Here is a 23,429-nt window from a genome sequence, read left to right as displayed (position 1 = left end):
TTTCATACCATAAAATTATCTTCTTTAAAAACAATACCTTATAAAAAAAACAATGACTTTGACGCGTCGTACTGTAAATATATTCGACGTCAAAACGCTTATTCTATAACCAATTATTTGGCCTCGGCTTTAACGAGGTTTTTTATCCAATAGCGCTTGCGAATACGCATTACCACCGGAATAAACTTAAGCGCTTCTTCCAAGTACATAAGCGCAAAAATAGCCGCGAAGGGCACAGCGGTAAAAAATACACCGGCGGCATAAAGGGGAATACCCACCAGCCACATAGCGCTAATATCCACCGCCAAGCAAAACTTGTTATCACCGCCTGCGCGCAAAACGCCCATTATGCGCATCATGTTTAATACTTTTACCCAAATAAGCAGGCTAAACACAGCCAGTACATCCGCCAGTAAAGCTTCGGCAGCAGGGTCTAGTTGGTCGAATATGGCTATTACCCAAGGGCGAATTAACCACAATATCAAACAGCCACTTACCACCAAGCCAATAGTTAGCTGGTCAAAAAACCGGTAAAGCCGCCAAGCTTCGTCGTGGTTGTCGCCGCCCAGAGCGCGCCCGACCAGCACCGCAGAGGCATTAGCCAAACCAATAAACAACGCAAAGAATAGGCTTTCTATGGGTACTATCACGCCCATAATTGCCAAAGCTTCGGTACCCGCAAAACCGGTAAGCACGTGGTAAGTGGCGTTGCCCACACCCCACAGGGTGTAATTCGCCACTAGGGGCAAGGCGAACACTATATAGCGCTTAACCTTGGGCCAATCTACCCGCGCGCATATATCCCGCACACCTAAAGCAAAACTATGGCGCGTGGCGTAAACCCACCCCACTACTAAAATCATATGAGCTGCCCGCGCTATAAGTGTGGCCCAAGCCGCCCCAGCCACGCCCATGGCAGGAAACCCCCAATGACCAAAAATAAGCGCGTAGTTAAGCGCAATATTCACTAAAACAGAAACAGCCCCGCCAATAAGCGGAACCGTGGTGTTGCCCAATGCGCGCAACGACGCTTCATAGATAACCGCTATTTGGGTAAGCAGTAATACCAGCGCAGTAATTTGGATATATTCAGCAGCAATGGCCACTACAATGGGGTCGGGGTTAATCCAGTTAACCCAAACCTGGGGTGCAATAGCAAAAGCCGCCACGAGTGGCATAATCACCGCCACACCAACGGCAAGCGTAACCGATAAGGTATTGCGACAGCCCTCGCTATTTTTACTGCCGGAATACTGGGCAATAAGCACACTGCCACCGGCGGCAATACCGCTCATCATAACCAGTAGTAAAAAGTGCAATTTGGCGGCTAAGCCCACGGCGGCGAGGGCCTCTGGCCCTAGGTCTCCCACCATTACCACATCGGCCATACCCAATAACGATTGCAATAGCATTTGCAGCGCAACAGGCAGGGCAAGCAATAGCACGCTTTTCCAAAAGGTAGGGGACTTAGGTGTAAGGGGCTTAGATAAAGGCACGTTGACTCTCGGTTAAATTTTCGCCGCGCACTATACACCTAATAGTCGGCTATTCAATAAGTCGTGCACAATTCGAGCACTGTCGCTTACATTCAATACACGCGTATAATGCCGGCCAAATTACATGAGCACGTGAGTATTCCAATGATTGTAGAAAAAGATACGGTAGTAAGCTTCCATTACACCTTAAAAGAAAGCGGTGGTGCAGAGCTGGAATCGAATAAAGACGGCCTGCCAATGGCTTATTTGCACGGCCACGGCAATATTCTAACCGCCTTAGAAGAAGCCCTTGTAGGCATGAGCGAAGGCGAGCAAAAGCATATTACCCTATCGCCCGAGCAAGCCTATGGCGCGCGCCGCGAAAACGCCCAACAACGCGTACCTATCAAGCATTTGGTAGGTAAATACAAGCGCTTGCAACCCGGTATGGTTGTGCGTGTGAATACCGAAAAAGGGACGGTTAACGGCAGAGTCATTAAAGTTGGCAAGTTCAATGTCGACCTAGACATGAACCACCCATTTGCAGGCATTACTTTAGAATTTGATGTAACTATCGATAGCATTCGCGCAGCTAGCGACGATGAAATTGCCCACGGCCACGCACACGGGCCAGGTGGGCATCATCATTAACAAATAGCTAACTGCTAACAGCTAACAGCTAACAGCTAACAGCTAACAGCTAACAGCTAACAGCTAACTAAAAAGTGTGCGGGGTTTGTGCTTTACTTGCACACTTTTTTCGGTTTATTTGTTCTTTACGAATTTTAAGGTCCAGCGGTCGGTTTTGCCTTTTACCGAGTCGTGGCCTACTTCTTTATCTAAGGCGTCTGTTGGTTGGTAGTGTAGCTCGGAGATATCTACCAGCATAAAGCCTGCATCTTGGATTTCTTTGATGGCGAGTACAGGGTCGAAGCGACGGCCGTTTTCTGCGTTATCCTGCTCCATATGGCGACGAGTATGATCTACCACACCGTACACACCCCCAACTTTTAGTGCGTTGTAAGCCGCCTCATTCATGGCTTTACGACCTGCTGCATCTAAGTTGTGATAGTTGCGGAAGGTAAGCACCATATCGGCATTTTTCACATCCAATTGGGCATTGCCCAAATTGAATACAGGCCCTGCTACATGGGTAAAACTTGCTTTCTCACCCAATTTACCTACCTCGGCAAACGCGGGCTGCTCAAGTAAATCGCCCATGTATTTGGGGTTGGTATAGGCCACGTACAGCTTGCCTTTCTCTTTTAAAGTTGGCGCAAGTAAGCGAGTGTACCAGCCACCGCCAGGCATAATCTCTACAACGGTCATGCTGTCTTTTAAACCGAAAAACGCCAAGGTTTCAATTGGCTTGCGGTTGGCATCGCGCGCAACGTCGCCCGCTGGGCGCGATTTATCGGCCATTGCTGCGCTTAATTTGGTTTGCAGTGCATCTGCGGCAAATACCGCTCCCGAGGCCATCATGCACGTGGTAAACACTGCGCTGGCCAATAAACTCGAAACGTTTTTCATATTATTCTCTCCTCGATTATTCCTTTTGAGCTTTACGATAAGCCCAATCCGCTGGCAACCGTATCACAATACCCTGCCTCAGAATGTGAAATTAATTAGCTAATTCACAGCGCTACTGCGCCCCCATGCATACCGCTCAGGAAACGCTATACTGATTAATATTTAGCCACAAAAGGGAGCAAACCATGAGCGATCACGATAAGCAGGAAGGGCCCGCATACGATCGGTTTGCGGATAAAGCCAAGGAGTTTTTCGCTAAGTCGAGCGAGCAGTCGTTAAGCTCCCTCGAAAAAGCCATAGAATCTGCCAAGGAGCATTTGATTAAGGCTGGCGAACTCAGCCAGCAACAAGCCGAGCATTTCAAAGTATTTTTGCGCCGAGACTTAGAGCAAGCAGCCAAGAATGTGCACCACTGGGGCGAAGTAACCTCTGAGCAAGTAAAAGAAAACTTAAAGCCAGCCAAACTTCAAGCGGGCTTTTTAGATTTAACCGCCCACCTATCTCACTCTGCTAGTGATTTATTTAATAAGTTGGCCGAGTGGGCAGATACCACCGCATGCTACAAAACCGGGCAGGTTACAGCGCCAGGGGTATTGCGTTGCCGCCAGTGCGACAAAGAAATGCACTTTAAAAAAAGTGGCAATATCCCGCCCTGCCCCGGCTGCAAAGCAACCGAATTTAGGCGGGTAAGCTAGTAATTAGCCTATTAATCGCGGAAGTTTTTAAACTGAAACGGTTGCCCTAGCTCACCGTTGCGCACCAAAGCCATAACCTCTTGCAGATCGTCGCGCTTTTTACCCGTAACGCGTACTTCTTCACCTTGAATAGCCACTTGTACCTTAATTTTGCTGTCTTTAATGGCTTTAACCACTTTTTTGGCAACGCTGGCTTCAATACCATTTTTAAAGGTAACAACTTGGCTCCAACTTTTACCCGAGTGTACCGGTGTGCTGGTATCTATAGATTCTGGGTCGACGCCGCGCTTAACCAATTTATTGCGCAAAATGTCTAACATTTGGCCCAGCTGAAAATCGCCCTCTGCACGCATAGTGGTTTGATCGGTTTTCCACTCAAAGCTCGCATCTACGCCGCGAAAGTCAAAGCGTGTGCTCAGCTCGCGGGTAGCGTTTTCAACGGCGTTACGAACTTCTTGTTCATCTACTTCAGAAACAATATCGAAAGACGGCATAGTTTGTGCTGCTCCCTAAAGAAAAGGGCGATTATAACGGGAATACGTAGCAAAAATAAGGCAAAGGGGCGAACAGCGCACATTTACAAGGCACTAATAGGTAAAAGCTGCTGTCATAGATACAAATCAAAGCTGGCCCACAAAAATAGGTCTATGCTTTAAGAACCCCTAAAGGTTTTTGCAACCAAATTGACATAAAGGGTTGAAGCGCCGTTAAACGGCCCCACCTCTAGTGAAGAGACATTAAAGAATTAGAGAGAATAAATAACCGCCCAAGCCACTGTACGCCTTGGGCCACAGGTTTCGACAATACTATTCATTTCATCAACATAAGGAGCACGCTAGTTTAAAACATTCCATCCACCCGAAACGGTGTTGGCCAAAGGCAGTATCCGTTTCACTGTAAAGATGATTAACGAGGGAAATTATGCAAATAAACCTATCCGGTCACCACGTTGAACTTACCGATGCCATTCGCAACATTGCAAACGAGAAGTTCCAAAAAATTGCCTCTCACTACCCCCATTTGGATAGCGTGGATGTGTATCTGACCGTAGAAAAGCATGAACAAAAAGTGGAAGCGACCACCCAGTACCGGGGCGCGACACTCGCAGTACAGTCCTCTAAAACCGATTTATACGCCGCCATTGGCGATTCTGTACGCAAACTAGAATCGGCATTGTCGCACCGCAAAGGCATAACCAAAGCCAACCTTCACGAAAAACCTATATTGGAGCAGCCTGAAGAGGCAATTGAAGAAGAGCCAGAATACAAGGGCGCTTAGTGCACCCATACAGCTTTAGGCACAACCACTAAATTGTACTGACCAGGTACAGCCCGCGTAATTAAGTTTTGCAGATAATACGCGGGCTCCAAATCCCCATATTGCCCAGCAATCGCCACGTAATAATCCCGTCCATGCTCATCCTTTACCAGCAGCGACACGTAAGGTACATCTAACAGCCCCACATTCGACAACGCCCCTTCGTACGCCTCGGCTTGCACTTGAGCGTCCATACGCGTTGCAAAAACCCCAAGCAATACGCCATAGCGGTTATCTTTACCCTTGGCAGTCGCAAGCTCTAAGTCTTCAAACGTAACCGCACTACCGGAGCGAGTAGGCTTTACCGGCTGCGCAGTACGTTGTTTAGTTGGCTCAGAGGCACAAGCTGCTAGAGTGATTACAATAATGAGGGTTAGAATTCGAGAGATCATGGGAACATCGTTCATTAATATATTAGAGGGGCACCATACCAAATTTTGCTAAAGAATCTATTAGAAGTATCACAGGTTGGCGAAGTGACTTGGCTTGGGGTGCGGCCAGAGCGCGAACAGCCCATGTTAATGGTCGATGCGCTGGAGGCTCGTTGCGACAAAGGCATTGTAGGCGATAGGTACTCAGGTCGCAGTGGCGAGCGTCAAGTCACGCTTATTCAAGCAGAACACCTACCTGCTATTGCCGCGCTGCTCGGCTGGGATGAAGTAACTCCCGAGCAGCTGCGCCGCAACATTGCCGTAGCGGGTATTAACCTGTTAGCGCTGAAGGGTAAACAGTTCAGCATTGGCGGTGCCACCTTGGCCTACACGGGCCTTTGCCACCCCTGCTCTCGCATGGAGAAAACCTTTGGCAGCGGCGGTTACAATGCTGTACGCGGCCACGGCGGCATTACCGCGCGAGTCATTACATCTGGCATTATTCGTATTGGCGATGGCGTGCAAACAGTGTCGAGCTAGCTACCAATCTAAAAATACATCCTGCGGTTTAAAAGCTGTATCTACTTTAGCTGCCGAATTTTTAGACTTTACTTCGCCCCACGCCCGCTGGGCGGCTAGCTCCCATAAGGGTTGATGATTTACAGCGTGACCAAACCCTTCGTTGATTAATGCCTGCGCGATAGCATTGCGCGCAGCTATTGCTTGCTCAACCGATTCGTATGGCCCCTGCAATTTACTTTTGCTAGGTTCATTGCTGCCCGCCAATGCAAGCAGTGTTGTGCCCTCGACACTTTGGCGCAGGTAAAACTCTATACGTCTACCGCCTTCGGCAACAAGCACCAAAACAGAGCAATCATTTGGCAACGTTTTGCTATAGAAAAGCCGCATGTTATAGCTCCAATTTAAAACTCATTCTGCACCATGCTTAGCACCACTCCCGGTGATTCCAAACAGGCATATACGTGCAATTTCTTTGTAAGTATTTACCTTGCACCAAGCGATTTCCAATGCCACTGCTATAATAAATGCATTGACACTACTTTTATGATTTTACCGTTGCGAGACAACCCTTGGCCATTCACGATATTTGGGAATCTAAAAGCACGGTCATCACCCAGTATTCTGGGCGAGTGAACGGGCAGGAGCTAATTGAAGCCTCCCTTAAAAAAAGTGGGGATGATCGCTTTGATGATGTGCGCATAATAATCGGCGATTGGTCGCGCATTTCGCACGTAGATATTACGCCCGAAGACGTAAAAGCGCTGGTGGCTTGCCTGCGCTCTATTAGTAAAATTAACCCCTATGCCATTAACGCTTCGGTGATTAATCAAGATGAAACAGGTAACGCACTCGCAGCTTGGTACAAGTTTTTAGCTGATGATTTGTCTTGGAAGATTGGCATTTTTCACACTATGGACGAAGCCCGCGCATGGTGTGAGGCTATTCTTATAAAGAAAGCGGCCAACCATTAACATTATTCCCCTTGTAGGGTAACCAATAAAGTTCGCTCACCGCCGTAATTACGATGCTCACACAGGTAAATACCCTGCCAAATTCCTAAGTTAAAGCGCCCGTGAGTAATAGGTAGCGAGAGCGTCGAGCCCAAAATACTGGACTTTAAATGCGCGGGCATATCATCTGGCCCCTCATCTGTATGTACGTAGTACGGCTCGTTCTCTGGTACCAAACGGTTGAAAAATCGACCAAAATCATCGCGCACCGTTGGGTCTGCATTTTCATTTAAAGTAAGTGCTGCAGAAGTGTGCTTAATTAAAATATGGGCAAGGCCCACGTTAAAATCCGCCAATTCTGGCAACTCTCGCACCACTTCGGCAGTTACCAAGTGAAAACCTCTTGCCTTGGCGCTTAGCCGGATTTCTTTTTGCAACCACATACTTACCTACCACCTTTATATTTTGCCTAACACTACTTACACCAGAGACGACAACGGCCTGCGGCCAAAATCTTAGTTTACCTACCCTGCGAAACCAACTCTACCGCTAGCCATCACATTCTCGTCGCCCATCTATGGCATACTTGCGCGCAATGTAAAATCACCCAAGTAGCAAGCCGTTATGTTTTCATTTTTTGAATCACTTATTAAGCCATTCCCCAGCGAGCCGCCACAGCAACCGCCCAATACGCTCAAGGCGTTTATCTTACATTACGCCAATGGCACTCGGCGGTTTTTAACCGCGCTGGGGTTATTCACCATGCTTATCGCCATACTTGAAGTGTCGCTATTTAACTTTTTAGGCAATTTGGTTGATAACTTAAACAACTCAAGCCCAACAACCTACTGGCAAACCCACGGCCGCGACCTACTATTTTATGGCCTTCCCGTACTACTGGGGCTGCCTCTGTGCGTGTTTATTCACTCGCTAATATTGCATCAAACACTGCTTGGCAACTTTGCCATGCGCGTGCGTTGGTTAGCCCACAGACACCTACTCGGCCAAAGCGTGGCGTTTTACCAAAACGAATTTGCCGGGCGCATGGCCACCAAAGTAATGCAAACAGCCCTCTCTGTGCGCGAAGCCATTATTAAATTGCTGGATGTTATTTTATATGTGGCAGTGTTTTTTGCCGGTGTGCTTACCCTGCTGGCCACTCTCGATTTGCGCTTGGCTATTCCGCTAACCGTTTGGATTATTATTTACGTAAGCATTCTAAAATATTTTTTACCAAGGCTCGCGCGCGTGTCGTCGCTTCAAGCCGATGCTCGCTCAGACATGACTGGGCGCATTGTCGACACCTACACCAACATTAATACTGTAAAACTGTTTTCGCACAGCCAGCGCGAAGAACACTACGCCCGCGAAGGCATGGAAAATTTCTTACAAACGGTTCACCCTCAAATGCGCCTGGTAACCAAATTAAGCACCAGTGTTTGGTCGCTTAACGCGGTACTCATTTTTTGTACTACGTCACTTTCTATTTGGTTGTGGGCTAATAACGCTATTACCACTGGCAGCATTGCAATTGCCGTGGGCTTAGTACTGCGCATGTACGGTATGTCGCAATGGATAATGTGGGAAGTATCTGGGCTGTTTGAAAACTTAGGCACCGCGCGCGACGGTATGAACACGCTGGCAGTAGAACGCTCAGTTTTAGATTCCGAGCAAGCCGCGCCTATTGCCATTACCAAAGGCAAAATAGCTTACAACAATGTTTCGTTTCACTACGGTAAAGAAAACGGCGTGATTGAAAACTTTAACTTAACCATCGCACCCGGTGAAAAAATTGGTTTAGTTGGCCGGTCAGGTGCGGGGAAATCGACACTGGTTAATTTGCTTTTACGCTTTTACGATATAGAGAGCGGCAGCATTACTATCGATAACCAAAATATCGCCACACATCAACAGGAATCTTTGCGACAGCATATTGCCATGGTTACACAAGACACCTCTCTACTACACCGCTCGGTGCGCGATAATTTACTTTACGGCAACCCCACTGCGAGTGAAGAACAAATGCTGCTCGCCGCGCAGCGAGCCAAAGCACACGAATTTATTTTAGAGCTAGAAGACGGCCAAGGCCGAAAGGGCTACGACGCCCATGTGGGCGAACGCGGGGTAAAACTTTCAGGCGGCCAACGTCAACGTATAGCCATTGCGCGAGCCTTCTTAAAAGATGCGCCTATTTTGGTATTAGATGAAGCGACCTCGGCATTAGATTCTGAAGTTGAATCGGCCATCCAAGAAAACCTCAATCAACTAATGCAAGGTAAAACAGTTATTGCTATTGCCCATAGGCTTTCTACCATTGCCGCATTAGATAAACTTGTGGTGATAGATCAAGGAAATATAATCGAGCACGGTACGCATAAAGAATTGCTTGCTGCTAACGGCACCTACGCAAAACTTTGGCAACATCAATCTGGCGGTTTTTTAGGGGAATAAAAAAGGCGAGCCGTTTGTGGCTCGCCTTTACGTTCAAACATCTTTCGTTAAAACATTAACCAACCATTTGCGACTGTGCTTCTGCCGTAACCTCTTTAACTGGTTTGATTTTAAACACAAATTCTCGGCGAGCCTGATGATAAAAAGCATCTGGGTCGTCGAATATTTCTTTCATTTCTATTAGCTCTTCGCGACGATATTGCTCTAGCGGTTTTTCTTGCTCGTCGCTTGCGCGTTGCTGCGCTTTTACACGCAAAAACTCGGTCAAATCCAAACGGCTTGGCAACTGTTCGCAATAATTCATTAACTGCACATGAAAACTCTGCCAATCCTCTTCGAACATTACATCGGCAAAACCTACGTCCATCGCTTCGTGAGCCAACATTGGCTGACACTTTTCGACTATACGCGAGGTTAATGCAAGCCCCAAACGGCGAGGCATGAGGTAAGTCCAATATTCTGAACCGTACAAACCCATATTTTTATAATGCGGGTTAAGGACCACACCTTCGCGAATAATCACTTCATCGCAGGCCAATGCCATTACCGCCCCACCGGCACCGGCGTTATTGCGCAATGCGGCAACGGTTACCTGATTGGGCGTATCGATAATTTCTTTTACCACATCATCGATAGCATTAATGTTTAACCACGATTCTAGCGCTGGGTCTTTGCTCGCTTCAATGCAATTTAAATGAATGCCATTATTAAAGAAGTCTTCGCCACCCATAAACACTAAACACTTGGCATCGCTGCTTTTAGCTTCGCGAATGGCATTGCGCAATTCAACACACTGCTGCGTGCTTGCTGCGCCATTGTAAAAATTAAAATAGATGTAGGCGGTATCACCACGGCGGTCTACCCATACATCTTCAATTGCGTGCGGGTCTTGCGGGGCTCCGAGGTTACTTAGCACCTCATTACCTAATAGTAATGGCAGCGCAACGGTTGCAGGTAGTTTTAACTGCGGAATAGTGGGATGGGAGATGCATTTAATTTGCTTTATCCACACGGCACCGTCTACGGTTGCACGACATACCGCGCCTTTATAAACCGCCAAAAACTCACCTGGCTCACCGCGTAAAGTTGACTCGCGCGCTACACCAAATAAATTCACATCGGCGCCACCAAGCTGGTCGCGTACACCCGGGTTGGTATCCGCAGCGTTCAATTTTCGCACAATGCTATCGGTGCTATCTTTCTGCCAATCTATTTTTCTATCTGGCTGGCGCATTAACGGCAACAACTTACCTTTCACTTCTGGGTTGCTGTAATTCAAGGGTCTTGGCTTAAACGTACCCGATTCGATATTCGCCAACGCTTCTTTTATTAACGCTATTGCCGCGGTGCTTACTTCACGTTTGTAAATACTGGTTTTACCGGCCTCGCGTAATGGGAATACTTTTGTTCCCCAAATATCGCCAGCATCCATTTCTTCATCTGCTTGCAACAGAGTAACTCCCCACTCTGCAGCACCGCCACTAATAGCCCAATCTAACGACGATGGCCCGCGATCACCCTCAATACCAGGATGCACGACCAAGCACAAATATTGTTGATATACATCCGCAGGGATGCGCTGTGTAAGGAAAGGGCAAATAACAACATCTGGAGAGAAATTCGCGAGTTGCGCGCGCAATGAGTGTTCTTCCAAATCGTAGTGTTCTTGGATATTGTGTCCCAATAAAACAAGCTCGCGCTGCACGCGCTGAGTTAACCCACTAAATGCCGACGATAAAATTAAAATTCTCACCAAGTTCTCCTACTTAACGTTCCAATTTGTTTAAAAGAGGCCCTATCACGTAACAGCGATGAACGCATTTAACTGCGCACACATTAGTTGTTCTGTTAAAACCAAAAAAACCTTCTAACACCCTTCCTGCGAAACAACAATTCATTAACAAAGCAAGCATTTATAGCAATGCAAGCTCAGTAAATAATTGAACTGCCTTTCCTTGGAAAGTTATTAGAAGGTTTCCAGTAATTCTGTTACGACTTGAACATTAGCGGCTTTCGGCGCTAAAAAGTGTGGGGTAATTCAAACTTTGAAGAGAAAGGAGAGTATTTTGGCACCATGAATTCCTTTTCAAAATTGGCGCCAAATTAATTAATCTATTAAATTGAAGATCTATAAAAATTAATTCCTAATAGGCTGACTAACAACTTCTTCGTCTTCCTCATCATCGTCGTCATCAAACTCTTCGTACATTCTTTTTTGTAGCTGACTTAAAGTTACGATTAGCGATAACACCAACAACAACATACTGAAGCAGAAAATAAATAAACCCAAAGTAAGTGGAGCAACAGTAGATTCAATTTCAATTGCTTGGCCATTGGGCACCATTGTCACTGCAGCCATACCAGTGTAGTGCATACCACATACTGCAACGCCCATTACAACCGACGCGGCAAACATTTGCATGTTACCTTCAAGGTTGAACGCCAACCACAGCGCAGCCGTTGCCGCAACAATTGCAATTACAATAGAAGCGGCAAACAAAATATTGTCGTATACCATATCGGCAGCCATTACCATTGCAGCCATACCGGTATAGTGCATACTCGCAACACCCAAACCCGTTATTACCCCAGCTACAAGCAATACCAGCAAGGAGTTTTGGCTTTTACTTAATAGAAAAATACCAATACCCACAACGCCAACGGCAATTATCAACGAGAGCGCCGTTAAGCCAGCTGAATAACCCACAGGCATATTTGTTTCGTAAGCAATCATTCCAATAAAATGCATTGTCCAAATAGCACCACCACCTAGCGCAAACGCCGCCGAAATAATCCAGGCTATTTTCGCGCCACCTTCTGTACCGCGCATACCGCGCATTAATTGCAATGATGTAAACGAACCAAAAACAGCTACAAAAAATGAAAGTGCAACAAGAAACCAATTATAAGATGCTTCCATCGTATGCATTTCTGTCATTTCCATCATATATCCTCCGGAAAATTACAAATTAATTGAGTGAGTAGTTGGGTGACGAAAATACACTTGCCTAATATTAAAAGCTAGCTGTTATTCAAACCAACGCAATCGCGCCAACTATTCAAGCTGCATGTAAGTGTGATGCACATCACGCAAAACAGCAATTTTATGCATCCTTTATTTTTTACACCTTAGACTATTTAATTCATTTGTTAACGTTAAATACAAAAAGATGGAATTAAACGCCCCATTTAAATGATTCCTGCGCCAAAGTAGTAATTAACGCTATCGCTTGTGTTTCATTTTTATTTACCATTCGCCTTTATAACCCAGTCTTTATAATAAAACGATTTAGTGAATACATTGTGTAATAGCCAACTAGATCTAAAATAAGATAACGCATACATATTTTTTATGTGTTTTGTTTGTCACTCGATGTTTAATCGATTCGTTTTTTGATATGGAATAAATCGTACCTATAAGGGAATGCGTGATAAACAAAGCAAACACCTATAACTTAGCAAAACGATTTTCGCCTATGCAAAACACAGTAGAAAAAGCAGCGAAACAAAAACCCAGCCAAAGCCGATCTTTTAAAATTGGTATCGTGGCAGCGTCAGATATTCAATTTGATGTAATAAGTCGAATTTTTACTGTTACTCGCTATCGCACGCGCCAATATCATCCTGTTCGAATAGATGCCAAACATTTATTGGCTCGCTCAGAAGTCGACTTTATTTTACTTTGCTCTTCTAACCCCAACGTGATTAGCGCTTGGGAAAAAAGCTGGAAGGAATCAGAGAACAGCGACTTACCTTTGGTGTATCTCAGCCACCCAAGCGTTAAATTACAGCGCGACTACGTGTTAACCTCACCGGTTAACCCTAGCAAGTTAGTAAAACTGTTAGATCGTTTTACGATTAAACAACTTAACTACTTTCCTGAATTTGAAATTGGCCACGACACAAACGAAATTGAAGACGTTACGCTTAACGGCTTAAAACTATTGCGCACACAAACACAGCAAGACGGTAAATGCGCCACACAACGTAAACGCGCATTAGTTGTAGATGACAGCTTAGCCGTGCGCAAACAAATGCAAATTGAGTTTGAGCTGCTAAATGATGATTTAGACGTAGTGCCCGACGCGGAATCTGCATTAGAAGCAGTACGCCAGCGCAAGTACGACATTGTATTTTTAGACGTTGTTATGCCTGGCATGGATGGTTACACCGCCTGTAAGCAAATAAAAAAGACGGCGCTAAACAGAAGCACACCCATTGTTATGCTCACCAGTCGCTCATCATCTTTTGATAAGTTTAAGGGCACCCTCGCAGGGTGCGCGGCCTACCTCATTAAACCTATTAATCATAATGAGTTCGAGGACGTGTACAAACAACACACAAATAAACCTAGCTAACCGAATTATTGCAACTAAACTTTTTCTGGTTAGGTAGTAATTACAAACGAGCACACTTCCATCAACCCAGATATAGAGAACTATATCAATGCCCCAAAAAGGAGACCTTCAATGGCCGCTAGCAAAATTCTTGTAGTCGATGATTCACCGGTAGAATTGCAACACCTTAAAGGAATAGTCGAAGAAGCGGGCTATCAAGTGGTAACAGCGAGCAACGGTAAAGAGGCGCTAGAAAAGGCTAAATCTTTCCACCCCGATGTGATTTTAATGGACGTCGTTATGGACGGTGTAGACGGCTTCGAAGCCTGTCGCAATATTACTAGCGATCAATCTACCGCCAACATTCCCGTGTTTTTCGTAACCAGTAAAAATCAAAAAGCCGACCGCGTATGGGGCGAACTACAAGGCGGCAAGGGCATGATCACCAAGCCCTATACTTCAGACCAAATTTTACAAGCAATTAACGAAGCGTAATTTTATGCAAGACTCCCTACCGAACTCACCTGAAAACGCCACCGATGACGCTAGGGAGTCATCCGCACTCGAACACCTTTCTGAGGCGCTCACAGCGTCTTTAGACCCAACCCAACTGCCCAGCATTGACCGAGGCCGCAAACGCACCTACGGCTTCGCTGCGCACGGTATACACTTTCTTTTACCGCAAGGGTTGTATTGCGAACTACTCACACAGCCCGCAATTACTCCGCTGCCAAACTCGCCTAAACATTTTTGTGGGTTAAGTAACGTTCGCGGCAACCTTGTGCCAATTTACAACCTAGGCGCACTATCGGGCCAACACGGGTTGAACACCCACCCTAAATTGGCTCTTATTTTAGGCTCCATTGCGACTGGCGCAGCGCTAGTGGTGGATGGCAACCCCAGCTCGATAGAAACAGAGCAAGCCACAACGCTCAACAAAGACGACAGTACCGCATTATTCCAAAAGACAGACTTGCCGGATGTTATTTGGGAGGCCGTGACCGACACGCTAATGATTAATAATACCCCCTGGCATCAACTCGACCCCAAAGTGTTGTTTACTCAGCTAAGCCGTTGGACACACTAATTAGGTCACTAAGGAGATTCCCATGAATTTTCTACAACATCTTCGAATATCTCACAAAATCAGTGCTTTGATGATTGGCTTGATATTCGGCTTTATCGCGATTGGCGTAACCTACTACATTCAGATTAATGTGGATAAAGCCAACCGCAACTTAGAACGAGGCAGCTTAGGCTTTCAGTCCAGCACCGCCGAATTAGGCATGCTACAAGCGCAAATAACTGCGCAGGCTGAACGCTACATCACCACCGGTGACCCAGCAGCCTTGCAACGTTATAACGCGCTAAGCGAACAATACAATGCACTTACATCAACGGCTAACGCTTCTGCTGTAGAAGTATCACTGGGTAAAGCATTCAATCAGGTTACTACCGCGGCAAAACAACACGCGCAAGCGGTTAGCCAACTCGCCCCAAGCGAAGCAGGGCTTGCCGAAAGCACCGCGGCAGAATTAGAACAAACCATGGCGTCATTAAACGCATTGGTAGGCAGCACCAACTCGCAAGAAGCCATTATGGCTTTCAGCAAGCTACAGGAACTGCTAGAAAAAATTAAAGCGTCGGCCAGCCCCACCCACATTCAAGGGTTAAACGATGGCTTATCCACATTTAGAGAAAAGTTTTTAGCGAGCACATTCACGGCTAGCCAACAACAAGAGTTTGCCGAGTTATCTGGGTCGCTACAGAATTCTATTTCGCAAATAGATGTTAACGAGCCGACTGCCTCCCCCGAGCAACTAGCCTCTGTACAAGCATTAGCTGCAAACTGGGCAACAGCATCTAACGAACTATTAAGCGAAGCTAAGCAAAAAGCAGAAACAACAATGGCTGCTGGCTCCGAGAAAACCCTGCTTTCGGAAGCGGCGGTAACGGCGATTATTTTTGTGGTGGCACTGGGAACAACCGTTGGTGTTTACCTCATCTATAAAAGTATTATTTTCCCAATGGCGCACATGCAGAGCGTAATACGCCGCATTAACCGCGGTAAGAGTAAAACCCGCGTTAAAATGATGTCGCACGATGAAATGGGCGATTTGGGTACAGCGTTTAACAAACTTTTAGATGAACGTATTCAACAGCTAGAAGATCAGTCAAAAGAGAACGATAAGCTTAACAACTCGATTATTTCGCTTATTCGCGCTCTGGGTATGATTGCAAGAAAAGACCTCACCATTAAGGTACCGGTTTCGTCGGATATTACCGGTACCATTTCCGATGCGGTAAACCTACTCACCACCGAAACCGCAAAAACGCTGCACAGCGTACGCGACATTTCGGAAGAGGTGAACGGTGTATCTGCCAAGCTGCAAGAGCAATCTACGGTTGTAATGCAGTTTGCCGATAACGAACGTCGTCAAATTCAAGCCACCAGTAAGGCGCTAGAAGTACTAGCACGCGCAATGACCGACGTTGCCGCCAAAGCAGGTGTAGCCGATACCGCAGCAACAGAAGCAATTGAAAGTACACAAGCAGCACGTAAAACAGTACTTGAGACGGTATCGGGTATTCGCACCATTCGCGAAACGATTTCCGAAACAGAAAAACGTATGAAACGCCTGGGTGATCGCTCGCAGGAAATTTCCGGTATTGTAAACCTTATCAACACCATTGCGGAGCGTACGCACATTCTTGCACTTAACGCGAGTATGCACGCCGCCAGCGCCGGTGAAGCTGGTCGCGGCTTTGCGGTGGTTGCGGACGAAGTACAGCGCCTTGCAGAAAGCGCCCGCCAATCTACCGATGAAATTTCGGCGATGGTAAATAATATCCGTATCGAAACATCTGATACGGTTACCCTGATGAACACGCTTATTTCTCAGGTTGCCGACGGTTCACGCCTAGCCGAACAGGCCGGCAAGAAAATGGAAGATACCGAAAGCGCAACTCGCACACTGGTGTTAAACGTACAATCCATTGCAGAGCACGCCACGCAACAGGCCGAAGTGGCCAACCGCGTAAAAGACCGCGCAGCCATTATTCGAACCATTTCTGAAAAAACCGGTAAACAACTTGCCGCGCAAAAAGAATTTACCGATAGCCTGCACAACTGCGCAGAAACACTACTTGAGCGGGTTAATGTATTCTCGCTTCCAGAAATGGAACGTGAGGAACGCATAGTAACCACCGGCGCCAACGTTACACCAATACAGTCCGCCGGCTAGAGCGTTTAGCAACTATGACCACACAACATTTAACCGAAGAGCAGCAGGAGATTGTCGACCTGCTGCGCAATGAACTTGCCGACATAATCGACTCAGGCATATCGCAGTTTGGGGCAACGCAAGAAACTGACGATAGAGTTTCCCTCGACGAACTCACCTTTCGCTTAGAGCATATTGGCAACGCGTTAAATATGGCAGGCATGAGCGGCCTCGCCAGTTGTGCTCATCACTTGCAACGCAATTTCGAGCAGGTAGCGCAGCAACAATTACAGGCCAACAGTGACCAAGCGCTTATTTGGAGCAGCTGGCCAGAAAAAATGCTGGGCTATTTGCAGTATTTTTCTGATATACAAAAAGTTGCAGGGGCGGTGCACAGTTTACTCGATCACCTGCAAAGTAACCTGTGGCCGGCCCCCCTTACTGACGAAGAACGCGGCGCGCTTACTGAAGAGTTTTCTACATCGCATTTAGATTTGCCAGCAGATGAAGACAACTTACCCGCAGTAATCACCCAAGAAATGGCAAGCTTGGTTATCGGCGACGATATACGCAAAGACTTGCTCGACGGCATGCTGCAAGAATTGCCCAAACAAGTGCAGCAGTTTGAACAGTCGGTAGAAAATTACTTAAAAAATAAACAAACCGATGCACTCGCCCCCGCCCAACGTACAGCGCATACCGTTAAAGGTGCCGCCAACGTGGTGGGCGTTACTGGCCTCGCCAACTTGATGCACTATATGGAAGATTTGCTGGAAACAGTGGTGCGTAAGCCGGCCATGATGACCAGCGACTTCGATAATTTATTACAAGACTCCGCAGACTGCTTGGCAATTTCTTCCGAGTATCTTTGCGGCATGGGCTCTGCCCCCGATAATATTTTCGATATTTTATGCCAACTACTAGATTGGGTGCGCAAACTAAAAGGCGAAAGTAGCAGTGCAAAACAGCAAGAAGCGCTCGTCACACCTGCCAGCGAGTCACAACCAGCGGAACCCGAACTACCAGAGCCCGCTCAAACAGATACAACACAAGAGCTAGCCGAAGTAGAATTCGCTTTCTCGGATGACGACCTCGCCCAATTAGAGGCGCAAGCACCGTTTAACAGCGAAGCCGATTTGGCGGCCATCGATTCCGAATTGGCAGTGCCCCCCGAAGCACCTGCGGCAGAAGCAGCAGCTGAGAGCCCAGTCGCACCGGCAACAGGCGAAACCAGTGCAGTAGAAGCAACTACAACTCCGCCTGCCGAAGATAGCGCCAGCGATGAGGAAGCCGAGCAATTTCACTTATCGGTACCAGAAAATACCGCTCAGGAATTACTGCGACTTTCCGGTGAATTGCACATCAACAACACCCAGGTAATGGCGCAACTCGATACGTTGTTAAGCAGCGCAGAGTTAGCGGATAGATACCACAAACGTATTCGCGCCATGTCGGCAGATTTAGAAGCACTGGTGCAAACGCAAAGTGCACTGCGTGCGGCATCCATGAAGTACGAGGATAACGAAATTGATCCTCTTGAAATGGAACGCTACAGCGAACTACATACTTTCTCGCAACAATTACTTGAGCTTGCCACTGACTCCTATGAAGCCATCGAGCACATGGAAGATCAAATTAAAGAAGTTGCCAGCTTAAGTTATAGCCAAAAAATTCTTAACCAAGAAAACCAACGGCAACTATTAAAACTGCGGCTGGTACCTGTTTCTACTATGTCTTCTCGCTTTGCCCGCTGTGTGCGACAAGCGTCGCGATTAACAGGCAAAGCCGCGCGCTTAGAAATTAAAGGCGACGATTTACTTATAGATAGCCGCGTACTATTTAGTATTGCCGACCCTATTATGCACCTGTTGCGCAACGCCGTAGACCACGGCTTAGAAAGCAGCGCCCAACAGCGCGAAGCAAACAATAAAGCTCCAGAAGGGTTAATTGTTTTAAGCTTCCGCAGCGATGGTGAATCCATTCGCATCCAATGCCGCGATGACGGCAACGGTCTAGATTACAAAAAAATTCATGCAACAGCCGCTCGCAAAGGGCTTATTGAAGCAAGCACCCCGCTTACCGAACAACAAATGGCAAACTTAGTGTTACTTGCGGGCTTCTCCACCCGCGCAGAAGTAAGCCAAACCTCCGGTCGCGGCATAGGCCTAGACGCCGTACAAGAGGAAGTACGCAAACTCAAGGGCACCATGAGCATTGTATCTACCCGCGGCGAAGGTTGTTGCTTTAATATCGACGTACCTTCTTCTATTCTCACCGGTCACGCGCTGCTCGTACGCAGCCACGGTCGCACACAAAATGTTGTATACGGTTTAGTTACACGCAGCATTCAAAGTATTGTTTACACAAGCGCCGACGAACTTATTTATCGCAGCGGCCATTACTACTACGTGTTAGATGAAAAAGAAATTCCGGTATATACGCTCGACGAGCTTATGGGCCGCTCCGAGCAAGATATAAAACTGACTAGCTCGCTAATTATTTGCGCCAAGCCGGACGGCACACACGCCGCAGTTGCCGTGCAAACTCTGCTTGCCAGTGAAGACTTGGTAATTAAACCGCTTAATAAATTTAGCTACCACCCTGAAGGTGTGGTGGGCGCAACCATTCTTGGGGACGGCTCCGTCGCACCGGTGGTAGATTTGCTCGAACTACCGGCTATGCACCTATCACAACAAGAAATTGAGCAGCAGCGTTTGCAACGCGCACGTATTGCCGCGTTAGAAGCAGAAAACTACAAAGCCCCACTTAGCGCTTTAATTGTCGACGACTCCCTGAGCGCGCGACGCACCCTAGCGCAGTTTATTTCCGATATGGGAATGGAAGCCTATACTGCCAAAGACGGCTTCGATGCGATTAACGTATTAAAAGATAAAAAGCCCAGCATTATGCTAGTGGATTTGGAAATGCCACGCATGAACGGCTTAGAACTCACCGCGCATTTGCGTTCGCGGGAAGATACGCGCAACATACCGGTGATAATGATCACCTCGCGAACCACCGAAAAACACCGCACCATGGCGAAAAATGCTGGCGTGGATACATATTTAAATAAACCCTGGTCGGATGAAGAGTTGCTCTCTACAATTCAAAAAGAAATCGCTTAAGTCATTCACCGCACTGTATTTTCAAATCGCCTTGTAAGGCGATTTGAAAATCACTTACTCGCTGCATCGCCCACCCCTCTCTCTCATCTCCGGCCTCTCATCTCAGGTCTCTCGCCCCACCACTTTTTACTCGCTGCATTCAACAAATTACGCTTTAACAAGATACCGCACCAAAACTTTGGCACCAAAACTAGCCTAATAGCCAATACATGCGGATTAAGCCTTTATTAATAAACAGGTTAGATGTTTAATATTTACAACACTAACTAAAAACAGCAGAAATAATATGATTAGTCGTCGTAAATTCTTAACCATAGGTGGTGCCACACTTCTCGCACCCTCTTTATTACAAGGCTGCATTAGCAAACAATCAGCCAAGCTTCCCGAATCCGCTTGGCAAGCGCTTGCCCGAGAGTTAGGAACCAATGCTTCTGGTACGCTGGTATTACCTTCAGCCCCCAGCTATTCATCTCTCGCTCTCCCCAGAAATATTAGCTATGCACACATTCGCCCGCAGGCCGTTGCAGTATGTACCAGCTCACGCAACGTACAATCCGCTATCAAATGGGCCGCTGCGCACGGCATCTCACCAGTGCCACGCTCCGCTGCTGGTCACTCTTATGCGGGCTACTCAACAACAACCGGTTTAAGTTTAGATATGGCACCCATTAATCGCGTAAAGTTTCTTGGTGCTAGCCCCACTACAGGCGACGAACTAGTAAAAATAGGCGCAGGTGCTCGCTTAGGTGTAGTCTCAAACAAGCTCGCAGAGCGAGGCTTGCTGTTACCTATAGGTAGATGCGCTACCGTAGGCGTTGCAGGCCTTACGCTAGGTGGCGGGTTTGGCTTTAACTCCAGAAAATTTGGCATGACATGCGACAGCTTGGTTGAAACCGAAATTGTTGTAGCAAGCGGTGAACGCCTAGTGTGTAACGAGCGCGAAAACGCTGATTTATTTTGGGCTACACGCGGAGGAAACGGCGGTACCTTTGGGGTAAACACATCGTTCACTTTTAAAACACAGCGCAGCATGGAAAACATTAGTGTTTACCGCCTGCGATGGGAACTGCCCATAAAAAATAAAGAAGCAGTCGCCAAAGTATGGGGAGCATTACAAACAGCCGCTGCAGACGCACCCAATGACTTCTCTTTGCGTATTGGGCTTGACTATACACCCAATGGAACTATTCAAATTGAAGGCCTCGGCCAATACCGCGGCGAGCTCGCCCCTCTAAAAGAAATTCTAACACCCGCACTTAGCACCCAGCCTAATTATCAGTATATTCGCACGCTAGATTTTGCTTCTGCAGGCCGCTACCTAGGGAGCCTAGGTGCACCAAACGCTTTTTACTGTAAATCGGCATTCACCGACAACGACTTCAACGATAGCGCAATGAATACAGCCATAAATTGGTTAGAAGAACTGCCAAGCACAACCAAAAGTGGCTCGCTAACATTCTTCCGCTGGGGGGGGGCCATTGAAGATACTGCTCCTCAAGCCACTGCATTCGTTCATAGAAAAGCGCAATACGTATTAGAAGGTACCGTTTGCTGGCGACCAGGTGACGAAAAAAGCGTAATAGATAATTCTCGAGCATGGCTGCAGGAAGGTTTTGATAAGCGGCTGACAAATGAATTTAATGGCTATGCATTTCAAAACTTTATCGACCGCAATCTTCAAAACTGGGAAACCGCGTATTACGGCGAAAACTATAGCCGTTTAAGCCAAGTTAAAAGCAAACACGACCCAGCTAACTTATTTAATAACGCTCAAAGCATACGCCCAGCATAGCTGGTAATTTTATTATGCTAAGCCACAACAACAAGGATGCACTTATGACCACATCGCAAGATAAACGAAAACATTACTACTTCACTTGGGGAACACTCAAACAAGGTTTTCCTAACCACGACGCCAATAAAGAAGTACTGGGCGATCTTATTGGCAAATTTACAACAGTTAAACCTCTTTCACTAATCGTCCCACTCGCCAGCTTTTGCCCCAACAAAGGTTGTAGGTTTGTTCATCGTATTGGCGCTCTCACAGAGAAGACTTTATCCCAAAGTGCCAAGCTCAAAGGCGAGGTTTACCTTATTTCAGAAGCAGGCCTTGCCCAACTAGACAAGCTCGAAAATTACGATCCGAAATCAACAACTAACTCCTATGTGCGAAAAACAATAGATTTAGCTAACGATGCCACCGGTGAAGTTATCAATGCTTATATCTACTTTATTAATGACGCAGAAAAATATGAAGCGTTATTACAAGTAAAACAAGCAGAAATCGTTCCTGAGTACACGCTCGATATGGCCAGAGGAAAGTACAAACCTTGCTGTGAAGCTAATAGTAATCATCAGGGGCCTCACGACGAACTCCCCTTCCCCACTTTGCCCGACAAAAATTACGCAATTTAAAGGAGTAGCACCCCGTGAATTTACACATATTTAAACGCAGTATTCTAACCATACACTTGGTAATTTTAGCTGGGTTAATTAGTGGCTGTTACGGCATTTCAAATACCAAAGCAGATACTAGTCAATCAATGCCGAACCACAAAAACGCCACTCAACAAACCGCATCAGGCGACGCCGCGCCATTCGACAATGGCCGCATGTGTATTGACCATTTAGTTAATGCCAAGCTAAATCACTTTAACGACGACTGGTCACTACCTGAAAACATGGTGGATTTGCGCAGCGAAGAGGGCCAAACCCGACTATTAGAATGCAGCTACTGTGAAGACTACCCCACGCTTGCAACCGCCTACCTTACTCAAGCCACGCAAACCTTTTGCGGTTTAGCCTCTACCACTATGGTACTTAATGCCGATGCAGAATCGAGAAAATGGCGCCCGGTGACCCAACCCTACCAACCTTTTAATTTTTATACACAATGTAATTTATTAAATGATGAAGTAAGGGAACATATAGATGTTGCGAAAGTACTTAACGAAGGGATGGAGCTAAACGAAATATTTTTTGTGGTTAAAAATCAGCCCTCGGTAGTTGAAGCCTATTGCCAACACGCAACCAGCGCGCAAAACAAAGGCGAACTACCTGCAAGTGATGCACCGCACAATTGCGGCGTAGACCAAGATTACAACACTTTTATGAAAACCATTACCAACGCGCTGAACACACCAAGGCACTATGTAATAGCTAATTTCGCCGGGGCTCCTTCGCCAGAACGCGGCGGACACTTCTCGCCAATCGCGGCCTACCACAAAGCCAGCGACAGTTTTCTTATTATGGATGTTGCTCGCTATAAATACCCACCGTTCTGGATAAGCTCCAAAGAACTTTGGCAAGCAATGCAAAAAATAGATAGCGGCTCAGGCAAAGCGCGCGGCTATATTATTGCTCAGACTAAATCTGGCTCCGCCAATTAAAACCACTGTAAAAGCCCGCGCACATGGAGTTATACGTTTCTGT

The 23,429-nt window shown here is 46.7% G+C and carries 22 protein-coding genes; 14 read left to right on the top strand and 8 right to left on the bottom strand.

Annotated elements, in window-relative coordinates:
* Positions 1-113 precede the first annotated feature (113 nt).
* On the bottom strand, positions 114-1,496 hold the full coding sequence (locus SDE_RS02905) for an MATE family efflux transporter (RefSeq protein ID WP_011467022.1): 1,383 nt from the start codon (positions 1,494-1,496) through the stop codon (positions 114-116).
* Between the two features lie 144 nt (positions 1,497-1,640).
* Between SDE_RS02905 and SDE_RS02900 the strand changes: the two genes are divergently transcribed.
* Entirely contained in the window at positions 1,641-2,126 is a 486-nt protein-coding gene (locus SDE_RS02900; RefSeq protein WP_041324108.1) for an FKBP-type peptidyl-prolyl cis-trans isomerase, read from the top strand.
* Between the two features lie 114 nt (positions 2,127-2,240).
* Here the strand turns inward: SDE_RS02900 and SDE_RS02895 are convergent, their stop codons facing one another.
* Positions 2,241-3,005, bottom strand: a complete 765-nt coding sequence (locus SDE_RS02895; RefSeq protein WP_011467020.1) for a class I SAM-dependent methyltransferase — start codon at positions 3,003-3,005, stop codon at positions 2,241-2,243.
* Positions 3,006-3,190: 185 nt separating this feature from the next.
* Here SDE_RS02895 and SDE_RS02890 point away from each other — a divergent pair, with 185 nt between their 5' ends.
* Positions 3,191-3,700 carry a zinc ribbon-containing protein gene (locus SDE_RS02890; RefSeq protein ID WP_011467019.1) on the top strand — a complete coding sequence of 170 codons (510 nt, stop codon included), beginning with the start codon at positions 3,191-3,193 and terminating at the stop codon, positions 3,698-3,700.
* A gap of 11 nt (positions 3,701-3,711) precedes the next feature.
* Here the strand turns inward: SDE_RS02890 and SDE_RS02885 are convergent, their stop codons facing one another.
* The gene (locus SDE_RS02885; RefSeq protein ID WP_011467018.1) at positions 3,712-4,194 is read right to left on the bottom strand and encodes a YajQ family cyclic di-GMP-binding protein; all 483 of its coding nucleotides are present in this window, start codon (positions 4,192-4,194) and stop codon (positions 3,712-3,714) included.
* 427 nt (positions 4,195-4,621) lie between these two features.
* Here SDE_RS02885 and hpf point away from each other — a divergent pair, with 427 nt between their 5' ends.
* Positions 4,622-4,978, top strand: a complete 357-nt coding sequence (gene hpf / locus SDE_RS02880) for a ribosome hibernation-promoting factor, HPF/YfiA family (protein WP_011467017.1) — start codon at positions 4,622-4,624, stop codon at positions 4,976-4,978.
* Here the strand turns inward: hpf and SDE_RS02875 are convergent.
* Positions 4,975-5,409 (bottom strand): hypothetical protein, encoded by a 435-nt coding sequence (locus SDE_RS02875; RefSeq protein WP_011467016.1) that lies wholly within the window; start codon positions 5,407-5,409, stop codon positions 4,975-4,977. The two genes, hpf and SDE_RS02875, sit on opposite strands and share 4 nt — an antisense overlap.
* 45 nt (positions 5,410-5,454) lie before the next feature.
* On the opposite strand from SDE_RS02875, the gene SDE_RS02870 reads away from it, so the two are divergent.
* Positions 5,455-5,928, top strand: a complete 474-nt coding sequence (locus tag SDE_RS02870; RefSeq protein ID WP_041324103.1) for an MOSC domain-containing protein — start codon at positions 5,455-5,457, stop codon at positions 5,926-5,928.
* Here SDE_RS02870 and SDE_RS02865 read toward each other — a convergent pair whose 3' ends face one another.
* Entirely contained in the window at positions 5,929-6,297 is a 369-nt protein-coding gene (locus SDE_RS02865) for a hypothetical protein (RefSeq protein WP_011467014.1), read from the bottom strand.
* Positions 6,298-6,479: 182 nt separating this feature from the next.
* Between SDE_RS02865 and SDE_RS02860 the strand changes: the two genes are divergently transcribed.
* Entirely contained in the window at positions 6,480-6,881 is a 402-nt protein-coding gene (locus tag SDE_RS02860) for a hypothetical protein (protein WP_011467013.1), read from the top strand.
* A gap of 2 nt (positions 6,882-6,883) precedes the next feature.
* Here SDE_RS02860 and SDE_RS02855 read toward each other — a convergent pair whose 3' ends face one another.
* Positions 6,884-7,303: a secondary thiamine-phosphate synthase enzyme YjbQ gene (locus SDE_RS02855; RefSeq protein ID WP_011467012.1), complete on the bottom strand. Its 420-nt coding sequence runs from the start codon at positions 7,301-7,303 to the stop codon at positions 6,884-6,886.
* Positions 7,304-7,484: 181 nt separating this feature from the next.
* On the opposite strand from SDE_RS02855, the gene SDE_RS02850 reads away from it, so the two are divergent.
* Positions 7,485-9,311, top strand: a complete 1,827-nt coding sequence (locus SDE_RS02850) for an ABC transporter ATP-binding protein (protein WP_011467011.1) — start codon at positions 7,485-7,487, stop codon at positions 9,309-9,311.
* Between the two features lie 55 nt (positions 9,312-9,366).
* Here SDE_RS02850 and SDE_RS02845 read toward each other — a convergent pair whose 3' ends face one another.
* Complete coding sequence (locus tag SDE_RS02845; RefSeq protein ID WP_011467010.1) at positions 9,367-11,064, bottom strand: hydrogenase maturation protein; 1,698 nt, start codon at positions 11,062-11,064, stop codon at positions 9,367-9,369.
* Between the two features lie 384 nt (positions 11,065-11,448).
* Entirely contained in the window at positions 11,449-12,258 is an 810-nt protein-coding gene (locus SDE_RS02840) for an MHYT domain-containing protein (RefSeq protein WP_011467009.1), read from the bottom strand.
* A 481-nt stretch (positions 12,259-12,739) separates the two neighbouring features.
* On the opposite strand from SDE_RS02840, the gene SDE_RS21105 reads away from it, so the two are divergent.
* The 8 genes from SDE_RS21105 to SDE_RS21090 all read left to right on the top strand — a co-directional run bounded on the left by SDE_RS21105 (position 12,740) and on the right by SDE_RS21090 (position 23,386).
* Positions 12,740-13,669 carry a response regulator gene (locus SDE_RS21105; protein WP_011467008.1) on the top strand — a complete coding sequence of 310 codons (930 nt, stop codon included), beginning with the start codon at positions 12,740-12,742 and terminating at the stop codon, positions 13,667-13,669.
* A 111-nt stretch (positions 13,670-13,780) separates the two neighbouring features.
* Positions 13,781-14,143, top strand: coding sequence for a response regulator (locus tag SDE_RS02830; RefSeq protein ID WP_011467007.1), 363 nt, complete (start codon positions 13,781-13,783; stop codon positions 14,141-14,143).
* A gap of 4 nt (positions 14,144-14,147) precedes the next feature.
* Positions 14,148-14,735: a chemotaxis protein CheW gene (locus tag SDE_RS21100; RefSeq protein ID WP_011467006.1), complete on the top strand. Its 588-nt coding sequence runs from the start codon at positions 14,148-14,150 to the stop codon at positions 14,733-14,735.
* Positions 14,736-14,757: 22 nt separating this feature from the next.
* The gene (locus SDE_RS21095; RefSeq protein WP_011467005.1) at positions 14,758-16,893 is read left to right on the top strand and encodes a HAMP domain-containing methyl-accepting chemotaxis protein; all 2,136 of its coding nucleotides are present in this window, start codon (positions 14,758-14,760) and stop codon (positions 16,891-16,893) included.
* A gap of 14 nt (positions 16,894-16,907) precedes the next feature.
* Positions 16,908-19,997 carry a hybrid sensor histidine kinase/response regulator gene (locus SDE_RS02815; RefSeq protein WP_011467004.1) on the top strand — a complete coding sequence of 1,030 codons (3,090 nt, stop codon included), beginning with the start codon at positions 16,908-16,910 and terminating at the stop codon, positions 19,995-19,997.
* 286 nt (positions 19,998-20,283) lie between these two features.
* The gene (locus SDE_RS02810) at positions 20,284-21,789 is read left to right on the top strand and encodes an FAD-binding oxidoreductase (RefSeq protein WP_011467003.1); all 1,506 of its coding nucleotides are present in this window, start codon (positions 20,284-20,286) and stop codon (positions 21,787-21,789) included.
* A gap of 44 nt (positions 21,790-21,833) precedes the next feature.
* Positions 21,834-22,412: a gamma-glutamylcyclotransferase family protein gene (locus SDE_RS02805; protein WP_041324100.1), complete on the top strand. Its 579-nt coding sequence runs from the start codon at positions 21,834-21,836 to the stop codon at positions 22,410-22,412.
* A gap of 14 nt (positions 22,413-22,426) precedes the next feature.
* The gene (locus SDE_RS21090; RefSeq protein ID WP_011467001.1) at positions 22,427-23,386 is read left to right on the top strand and encodes a phytochelatin synthase family protein; all 960 of its coding nucleotides are present in this window, start codon (positions 22,427-22,429) and stop codon (positions 23,384-23,386) included.
* Positions 23,387-23,429: the final 43 nt, after the last annotated feature.

Source organism: Saccharophagus degradans 2-40, from assembly GCF_000013665.1.
Classification (GTDB): Bacteria; Pseudomonadota; Gammaproteobacteria; order Pseudomonadales; family Cellvibrionaceae; genus Saccharophagus; species Saccharophagus degradans.
This window is presented reverse-complemented; position numbering and strand designations above follow the sequence as displayed.

What these genes read in the sequence shown, in the direction of transcription:
- SDE_RS02900 (WP_041324108.1), top strand. Translation starts at nt 1,641, where the DNA reads ATGATTGTAGAAAAAGATACGGTAGTAAGCTTCCATTACACCTTAAAA.
- SDE_RS02895 (WP_011467020.1), bottom strand. Translation starts at nt 3,005, where the DNA reads ATGAAAAACGTTTCGAGTTTATTGGCCAGCGCAGTGTTTACCACGTGC.
- SDE_RS02890 (WP_011467019.1), top strand. Translation starts at nt 3,191, where the DNA reads ATGAGCGATCACGATAAGCAGGAAGGGCCCGCATACGATCGGTTTGCG.
- SDE_RS02885 (WP_011467018.1), bottom strand. Translation starts at nt 4,194, where the DNA reads ATGCCGTCTTTCGATATTGTTTCTGAAGTAGATGAACAAGAAGTTCGT.
- hpf (WP_011467017.1), top strand. Translation starts at nt 4,622, where the DNA reads ATGCAAATAAACCTATCCGGTCACCACGTTGAACTTACCGATGCCATT.
- SDE_RS02875 (WP_011467016.1), bottom strand. Translation starts at nt 5,409, where the DNA reads ATGATCTCTCGAATTCTAACCCTCATTATTGTAATCACTCTAGCAGCT.
- SDE_RS02865 (WP_011467014.1), bottom strand. Translation starts at nt 6,297, where the DNA reads ATGCGGCTTTTCTATAGCAAAACGTTGCCAAATGATTGCTCTGTTTTG.
- SDE_RS02855 (WP_011467012.1), bottom strand. Translation starts at nt 7,303, where the DNA reads ATGTGGTTGCAAAAAGAAATCCGGCTAAGCGCCAAGGCAAGAGGTTTT.
- SDE_RS02850 (WP_011467011.1), top strand. Translation starts at nt 7,485, where the DNA reads ATGTTTTCATTTTTTGAATCACTTATTAAGCCATTCCCCAGCGAGCCG.
- SDE_RS02840 (WP_011467009.1), bottom strand. Translation starts at nt 12,258, where the DNA reads ATGATGGAAATGACAGAAATGCATACGATGGAAGCATCTTATAATTGG.
- SDE_RS02830 (WP_011467007.1), top strand. Translation starts at nt 13,781, where the DNA reads ATGGCCGCTAGCAAAATTCTTGTAGTCGATGATTCACCGGTAGAATTG.
- SDE_RS21100 (WP_011467006.1), top strand. Translation starts at nt 14,148, where the DNA reads ATGCAAGACTCCCTACCGAACTCACCTGAAAACGCCACCGATGACGCT.
- SDE_RS21095 (WP_011467005.1), top strand. Translation starts at nt 14,758, where the DNA reads ATGAATTTTCTACAACATCTTCGAATATCTCACAAAATCAGTGCTTTG.
- SDE_RS02815 (WP_011467004.1), top strand. Translation starts at nt 16,908, where the DNA reads ATGACCACACAACATTTAACCGAAGAGCAGCAGGAGATTGTCGACCTG.
- SDE_RS02810 (WP_011467003.1), top strand. Translation starts at nt 20,284, where the DNA reads ATGATTAGTCGTCGTAAATTCTTAACCATAGGTGGTGCCACACTTCTC.
- SDE_RS02805 (WP_041324100.1), top strand. Translation starts at nt 21,834, where the DNA reads ATGACCACATCGCAAGATAAACGAAAACATTACTACTTCACTTGGGGA.